Origin of the sequence: Streptomyces albicerus, from assembly GCF_008905045.1 — a bacterium.
GTDB lineage: Bacteria > Actinomycetota > Actinomycetes > Streptomycetales > Streptomycetaceae > Streptomyces > Streptomyces albicerus.
This window is the reverse complement of the sequence record NZ_VWMY01000068.1, coordinates 46,325-52,754: the sequence shown is the minus strand read 5'-3', so window position 1 is coordinate 52,754 and position 6,430 is coordinate 46,325. Positions and strand designations below refer to the sequence as shown.

Genomic DNA, 6,430 nt, shown 5'->3' with positions numbered 1-6,430 from the left:
GGGCATTCGTGTCCCGTCGACGGGACACGAATGCCCGGCCCACACGGATGCGCTTTTCAGGAAACTCGACGAGAACGGAAGCCATTCCGCCGTCAAACACGCCTCTGTCCCGCCGGCGAGACAGCCCTGCGGTGGGCGGCAAGAGCTTGATCTCGCTTCCCCGACCGTCACGGATGGCGGTATACCGGATCTCGACCAGGCATATCCTCGATGCTCCCGAAGGTCAGCCGATATCCTGCACGAAAGGCAATCGTGATCACGCATATCGTTCTTTTCAAGCTCAAGGACGGCATTGAGCGCTCTGCTCCGTCCGTGGTCGAGGCCGAGAAGTTCGCCAGGGCGGTCGGCAGCCACGTTCCGGAACTCGCAGAATGGCGGGTGGGTTGGAACACGGTTGACCGGGACATTTCCTACGACTTCGCCGTGATCGGGGTGCTGGCAGATCTCGCCGCGCTGGAGAAGTACCAGGCGAACGCGTACCACCAGGAGTCCGTGCAGAAGTGGCGAGCGATATCCGACTGGGTCGTCGTCGACCTGAAAGACATGTGAAGGAGGACTGAGTGTTCACGCAATACGACCCAGAATCTGCGGCGCTCACGGACGAGCTGCGCGGACTGTTCGACGAGTTCGGCACGGGAAAGTGGACGGCCGACGAGCTGGAAACCCACCAGACCGGCAAGCTGCGCGAGGTACTTGCGTATGTCCGCGCCAACTCCCCGTTCTACCGCGCCAAACTGGCCGGGCTCACGGACGAGACGCTGTCCGGACTGCAGCTTCGCGATATCCGGAACCTTCCCTTCACCACCAAAGCGGATTTGCAGCAGGCGCAGTTCGACATGCTCTCGCTGCCCGTGTCCGACGCCTGGACCGTCTACGAGACCACCGGCACCACCGGAAAGCCCACCCCGTGCCCCCGCACCAATGGGGACACCATCCACAACAACACCGTACTCACCGCCTATTACCGGGACATCTTCGCGTCGCACGGGGACCGCCAGGTCGTCGGCATCTCCGGCCCCACGGAACTGCACGCCACCGGGGACACGTTCGGGGACGTGTGCCGCAACCTGGGGCACACGGTGGCCAAGATGTGGCCGCACTCGCCGGTGGTCGGATTCGACCGCGCCCTGGAGGTCATGCGGCTGCTGCCGGTGACCGGGCTGTTCTGCACCCCGGGCATGGCCCTGCGGCTGGCCCAGAAAGCGGTCGAGGCGGGGCTGGACCCCCAGCGAGACTTCTCCCTCGACCTGCTCATGCTCACCGGCGAGCTGATGTCGCCCAGCCTCCGGGACAACATCGGCGCGCTCTGGGGGGCCGAGGCGCACAACTGCCTCTACGCGTCACAGGAGGCATCCGTCCTCGCGGCAGCCACCGCCGACGGTACGCTCCGCATCGCACCGCTGATCAACTACTACGAGGTGATCGACCCCGGCACCGCCGAGCCCGCGGCGCCCGGCCCCGACGGGGTGCGCTGCGGCGAACTCGTCGTCACGAACCTCTACACCGGCGCGAAGCCCCTCATCCGCTACCGCACCGGGGACCTGGTGCGGATGACGGAGGCCGGGCCCGGCGCCGCCGTACCGGCGCCGGCGCTGGAGCCCGTCGGACGTGTCCGCGACCGGCTCCGGCTCAACGGGCACCTCGTCAACGGCTACGACCTGGAGAACCTGCTGCTGCGTCGCTTCCGCGGCTACCTCGACTACCAGATCACCGTGGCCCGCGACGACGCGGGCAGGGACCTGCTGACCCTGACCCTGAACGCCGACCCGGACCGGCACCGGGGGGACGGCACCGAACGGGCCGTCGCGGACTGCCGCGAGGAGCTGGACACCGCGCTGAGCGTGGCCTTCGGTGACCCCGGCCCCATCACCAGCACCGGAGCCATGGTGAGCTGGAAGGCCGCGCGCGTGGTGGACCTCCGCGACCCGCGCGCCGAGACCTCGGTCGAGTCCCGCTCGGCCGAGCGGATCGCGGAGGCGAGGACATGACGGCCGGCCCGTCCCTCGCCGGCCCGCCCGCCGTCGGCGCCTCCCCTCCGCAGCGATCGCAGCTCGGGCTCGGGGCATGGGCGTACGACCGCGGCGAGTTCGTCCCGGCGCACGCTCCTCGGCTGCCGCTCTCCACACAGGGCCTGCACTACGGGACCGCGGTGTTCGAGGGAATCCGCGCCTACCGCTCGCACGGCGGGCTCCACCTGTTCCGGGCGCACGAACACTACGCGCGCATGCTGCGCGCATGCCGAATGCTGCGCATCACGGGAATTCCACCGACGGTCCGGGAACTCATCGACATCACTGTCGAGTTGCTGCGGATGAACGCGCACGACGCAGACGTCTACGTGCGTCCACTGGCGCACAAGCTCTCCCTGCTGCCGGACACGCCGCCCGGGGTCTCGCTGGCCGGGGTGTCCGACGCGCTGTCCCTCACCACATTCGGGTATCCCACGGCAGGTGACGTCCAGGAGGTGCGCTGCGCCCTCAGCGCGTGGCGGCGCCCGGCTCGCGACGCGCTTCCCGTTCAGGCGAAGATCTCCGGTAGCTATGTGACCAGCGCCCTCGCCTGCGACGAGGCGCGCGCGGCCGGATACGACGACGCCATCCTCCTGGACCGGTCGGGCAACGTCGCCGAGGCGAGCACCGCGAACGTGTTCGCGGTGCGGGACGGCGTCCTCGTCACCCCGCCGGACACGGGCGACCTGCTGCCCGGCATCACCAGGGACACCGTGATCACCCTGTGCCAGGAGGCCGGGATGACGGTCCTGGAACGCCCCCTCAGCCCGGTGGACCTCTACACCGCCGACGAGGTATTCCTCACCTCGACCGGCAAGGAAGTGGCCTCCGTGGTCGCGCTCTCCGGCCGAGACATCGGAAACGGCACCGCAGGACCGGTCACAGCCCGCGTGGCCGCGCTGTACCGCACGGCCACGCGGGCTCAGGACCAAGCCGGGGACGGGGGCCATCCGGAGTGGCTCACCACCGTTCCGCCGTCTGAGCACCTCGGTTCGCGGCCGGCCCCTGTTCCGTCGGCGCCCCGGAGTTTCTCCCCCCCCAACCCAACACCCACGCTCAGCGAAGGGAAAAGCGGATGACGCTGCTCAACTTCATCTCTCTCCTGCGCCCCGGCTCCGATCAGCCTTCGGCTGTCGGCACGCTCGGCCCGCCCGGCACGAGCAGCGAAGTGGCGTCGGAGCGGTACGCCGTCCAGATGTCCGGGCCCGAGGGGCCGCCCGTCGACGTCCGGCTGTTCGACACCTACGAGAAGTCGGTGGAGGCGCTCCACGCCCATGAGGTGACCCATGTCGTCGTGGCCAACGCCTACCGGGGAATCAACCAGTTCTACATGGACCCGGCCGTTGAGCTGGCCGGGGTGTTCGTGATGGATACCCCGCTGTACGGCCTCGCCGTACGCCGCGGAGCCGGACCGGTGCCGGATTCCCCGACCATCGCGAGCCACCCCGCGCCCGAGCCGATCATCGCGCAGCTCCTGCCGCAACGGCACGCGACGCACAAGGTGATCCACCAGGACTCCACCAGCGCCGCCGCCCAGGCCGCCGTGGACGGAACCGCCGATCTCGCGCTGACCACCGTGCCGGCCGCGCAGCTGCACGGCCTGGAGTTCATCTCGAGGACCCGGCCCATATGCATGGTCTGGTCGGTGTTCAGCAGGGCGGGAACCAGGCCGCCCTGGTCTCCGGTGCGCACGCACGAGAAGGAGACGAGCCCGTGCTGCTGCTGAACGGAGACCACGTACGAGAGGCCCTGCCCGTGGCCGAGGCGCACCGGGTGGTGGCCGAGGTGATGCGCCGCTACAGCGCGGGCGATGTCGTCCAGCCGGTGCGCACCGTGCTCGGATCCGGCCGGGACGCCTCGCTGTTCGCTGCCATGCCGTGCCATGTCGCCGGCGAGTCCGACGCGGGATACGGCCTGAAGGCGGTGCTGCACGCGCCCGGCAACAGTGCTCGTGGCCTGCCGACGCACGTGGGCATGGTGGTGGTGTTCGACCCCGAGACCGCACAGCCCTTGGCCCTGATGGACGGTGCAGCCGTGACCGCGCTGCGCACGGCCGCGGCCTCCGCCGTGGCGACCGAGGCCCTGGCTGCCCCTGAGGCCGGCGACCTGGCCCTGATCGGTGCCGGCACCCAGGCGCGCAGCCATCTGCTCGCGCTGCGGGACATTCGGCCGCTGCGCAGGGTGCGGCTGTGGAACCGGGGCCGTGCGCGGGCCGAGGCGTTCGTGGCGTGGGCGCGTGCGGAGGCCGACGTCGACGTCGAGCCGGCGCCCACACCCGCAGACGCGCTGCGCGGTGCCGACCTGGTGTGCACGACGGTCGACACGGTCGAACCCGTGGTCCGGGCAGCCGACTTGGCGGACGGCGTGCACGTCAACGCCGTCGGCTCCTCCGTCCCGGGCAAGCGCGAGCTCGACGCGGGTGCGGTGGCCTCCTGCTCGGTCTTCGTGGACAGCAGAGAGGGAGCCCTGCGCGAGTCTTCCGAGATCGCGGCGCCCGTCGAGGAGGGGCTGGTGTCCGCCGACCGGCCGCTGACCGAGATCGGCGAGGTGCTGCTGGGCAAGCACCCCGGCCGTTCCGGCCCCGCCGAGCGCACGCTCTACAAGTCGCTGGGCATGGCCGCGCAGGACGTCGCCTCCGGATTCGCCATCGTCCGTGCCGCACGACGCCTCGGCATCGGCACCGAGGCCGACTTCACCTGCTGACACACCGGGAGAGGACACCGTATGACGGCACTACTGATCGGCAATGTCGGAGTCATCGGCGACGCGCAGCGCATGGCGGAGTACCGCGCGAAGGTGCTGCACACGCTGCGGCTCTACGGCGGAGGGTTCGTGATCCGCGGTGGGGAGTCCGAGGCGCTGGAGGGCGACTGGCAGCCCGAGCACCTGTCGGTGATGGGGTTCCCTACGGCCGAGCACGCCCGCCGGTGGTACGCCTCGCCCGAGTACAGCGCCATTCTCCCGCTCCGTGACGGCACGCACATGGACCTGATCCTGGTCGAGGGTGAGGGCGAATGACGCCGCCGTCCCACCGCTGGCGTTCCTTCGCGCAGGTCGACGTGTTCACCGAGGTCCCCTACCTCGGCAATCCCGTCGCCGTCGTCCTCGACGGCGCCGGGATGACCGACCGGGACATGGCCCGGCTCGCACAGTGGACCAACCTGTCCGAGACGACGTTCGTCGTCCCGCCTGCCTCCGACGAGGCCGACTACGGGCTGCGGATCTTCACGCCGGGCGGCGAGATCCCATTCGCGGGTCACCCCACGCTGGGCTCCGCGCACGCCTGGCTGGAGGCCGGAGGCACTCCGAAGAAGCCCGGAGAACTGACGCAGGAGTGCGGCCTCGGGCTCGTGCAGGTGCGGCTCGCAAGCGACGGGCTGGGCTTCCGCGCCCCCGCCCTGCGCCGCAGCGGCCCTCTGGACGACGCACACCTGGACCGCATCGCCCGCGGGCTGCGCATCGCCCGCACGCGGATCGTCGGCCACCAGTGGGTCGACAACGGGCCAGGCTGGGCCGCCGTACAGCTTGCCTCGGCTGAGGAGGTGCTGGCCCTGGAGCCGGACGAGCAGCACATGCGCGAGCTGACACTCGGCGTGATCGGTGCCCACCCCGAGGGCTCGCCCGTGCAGTTCGAGGTCCGCGCCTTCGCGCTGCCCCAAGGCGTGCGCGAAGACCCCGTCACCGGAAGCCTCACCGCGGGGCTCGCCCAGTGGCTCATCGGCCAGGGGATGGCCCCGCGCGGCTTCCGGGTCGGCCAGGGCACGCGCCTGGGACGGCAGGGCGTGCTCACGGTGGAGGCAGAGGGGCAGGACATATGGGTCGGCGGCGCGAGCGTGACCTGCGTACGCGGCACCCTTCAGGCGTGAGACCGGCGGTGCGGGCACACTTCCAGGCCCGGCACCCCGCAGAACCCCCCCCGCCCACCCTGGCTGCTCACCTCGTCCAGCCCTCCCCCCGGGTGGCCCGTATGACCAAGCCCGACCGGCGAGCGCTGCCGTCCGAGCACGCGAGCACCGCGGTCAGCCGAAAGCCGCGCAACTCTCATGAGGGAAAGCCGTGTGCTCTCTTCGGCGAGTTGCTCGGTCTGGGGTGGGCCGGTATCGACGACGACTTCTTCGTGCTCGGCGGGCACTCGCTCCTGGCCACCCGGCTCAACGCCCGCTTCCGCAAACAGTTCGGCACCGACGTGCCTCTCAGAACGGTCAACCAGTACCCCACGGTGGGCGAGTTGGCCGCGCTGGTGCTCGTCGACGGCGTTGCGACGACCCCGTCGGCCCGCTCGCCGTCGTGCTGCCGGTGAACAGCGATCCTGGTATGGGCAAGCCGCCGCTGTGGTTCTTCCACGGAGGAGGCGGCCTCGGCTGGACGTACTTCAGCTTCGTCCTGCACGTGCAGGACCACCCGTCCTGCGCCCTGCAGGT

General features: G+C 70.3%; 8 protein-coding genes. All 8 read left to right on the top strand.

The genetic code is table 11. The features are described 5' to 3' along the window. Positions 1 to 252: 252 nt before the first annotated feature. The 8 genes from GAS53_RS43375 to GAS53_RS57085 all read left to right on the top strand — a co-directional run bounded on the left by GAS53_RS43375 (position 253) and on the right by GAS53_RS57085 (position 6,309). Entirely contained in the window at positions 253 to 549 is a 297-nt protein-coding gene (locus tag GAS53_RS43375; protein WP_151483290.1) for a Dabb family protein, read from the top strand. A gap of 11 nt (positions 550 to 560) precedes the next feature. After that, complete coding sequence (locus tag GAS53_RS43370) at positions 561 to 1,988, top strand: phenylacetate--CoA ligase family protein (protein ID WP_151483289.1); 1,428 nt, start codon at positions 561 to 563, stop codon at positions 1,986 to 1,988. Then, positions 1,985 to 3,088, top strand: coding sequence for an aminotransferase class IV (locus tag GAS53_RS43365; RefSeq protein ID WP_151483288.1), 1,104 nt, complete (start codon positions 1,985 to 1,987; stop codon positions 3,086 to 3,088). The genes GAS53_RS43370 and GAS53_RS43365 overlap by 4 nt, the downstream gene beginning before the upstream one ends. Beyond that, positions 3,085 to 3,735, top strand: coding sequence for a prephenate dehydratase domain-containing protein (locus tag GAS53_RS57090; RefSeq protein WP_225859446.1), 651 nt, complete (start codon positions 3,085 to 3,087; stop codon positions 3,733 to 3,735). Before GAS53_RS43365 ends, GAS53_RS57090 begins: the two co-directional genes overlap by 4 nt. Beyond that, complete coding sequence (locus tag GAS53_RS43355) at positions 3,723 to 4,712, top strand: ornithine cyclodeaminase family protein (RefSeq protein ID WP_151483287.1); 990 nt, start codon at positions 3,723 to 3,725, stop codon at positions 4,710 to 4,712. The genes GAS53_RS57090 and GAS53_RS43355 overlap by 13 nt, the downstream gene beginning before the upstream one ends. A gap of 21 nt (positions 4,713 to 4,733) precedes the next feature. Further along, positions 4,734 to 5,027 carry a DUF1330 domain-containing protein gene (locus GAS53_RS43350; RefSeq protein ID WP_151483286.1) on the top strand — a complete coding sequence of 98 codons (294 nt, stop codon included), beginning with the start codon at positions 4,734 to 4,736 and terminating at the stop codon, positions 5,025 to 5,027. Continuing rightward, entirely contained in the window at positions 5,024 to 5,875 is an 852-nt protein-coding gene (locus GAS53_RS43345; RefSeq protein ID WP_151483285.1) for a PhzF family phenazine biosynthesis protein, read from the top strand. The genes GAS53_RS43350 and GAS53_RS43345 overlap by 4 nt, the downstream gene beginning before the upstream one ends. 101 nt (positions 5,876 to 5,976) lie before the next feature. After that, on the top strand, positions 5,977 to 6,309 hold the full coding sequence (locus GAS53_RS57085; protein ID WP_225859445.1) for a phosphopantetheine-binding protein: 333 nt from the start codon (positions 5,977 to 5,979) through the stop codon (positions 6,307 to 6,309). Positions 6,310 to 6,430 lie beyond the last annotated feature (121 nt).